1 pseudogene is annotated in these 882 nt (G+C 68.0%); it reads right to left on the bottom strand.

From position 1 onward, the window contains the following. Window positions 1-882: pseudogene (locus tag DSP71_RS23890) on the bottom strand (phosphoglucomutase, alpha-D-glucose phosphate-specific); the annotation flags it as partial.

Genomic DNA, 882 nt, shown 5'->3' on the forward strand with positions numbered 1-882 from the left:
CGCGCTGATACGCCGATGCGCCGAAGGCGGTCTCCAGCTCGTGGTACCGCTCCGAGGGGGTCTTCCCGGTGACGGCGATGATCTCGGCGGCCAGCAGGCACAGCAGGATGCCGTCCTTGTCCGTGGACCAGACCGAGCCGTCCTTGCGGAGGAACGAGGCACCGGCCGACTCCTCCCCGCCGAACGCGACCGAGCCGTCGAGCAGCCCGGGGACGAACCACTTGAATCCGACCGGAACCTCCAGCAGGCGCCGTCCGAGCGACTCGGCGACGCGGTCGATGATCATGGACGAGACCAGCGTCTTGCCGATCGCGGCGTCGCGGGGCCACCCCTCACGGTGCGAGAACAGGTAGTCGATGGCGACCGCGAGGTAGTGGTTCGGGTTCATCAGTCCGGCGTCCGGGGTCACGATCCCGTGCCGGTCGGCGTCGGCGTCGTTCCCGGTGAGGACGTCGTAGGAGCCCTTCTTCGCGACCAGGGATGCCATCGCCGAAGGAGACGACGGATCCATCCGGATCTTCTCGTCCCAGTCGAGCGTCATGAAGCGCCATGTCGGGTCGACCTCGGGGTTCACGACGGTGAGGTCGAGGTCGTGCATCTCGGCGATCAGCGACCAGTACTCGACGGAGGCTCCGCCCAGCGGGTCGGCGCCGATGCTGACGCCGGCGCTGCGGATCGCATCGATGTCGATGATCGACGGCAGATCGCGCACGTAGGCGTCACGGAAGTCGTAGCCGGTGAGGGAATCCCAGTCGATGTCGGCGAAGCGCTCCAGCTTCACGCCCTCGAGCCCCGCGGCGATCAGGGTGTTCGCCCGGTCGGCGATCCAGCTTGTCGCGTCGGTGTCGGCGGGCCCGCCGTGCGGAGGGTTGTACTTGAAGC

This window comes from Microbacterium sp. H6 (assembly GCF_003314775.1).
GTDB lineage: Bacteria > Actinomycetota > Actinomycetes > Actinomycetales > Microbacteriaceae > Microbacterium > Microbacterium oxydans.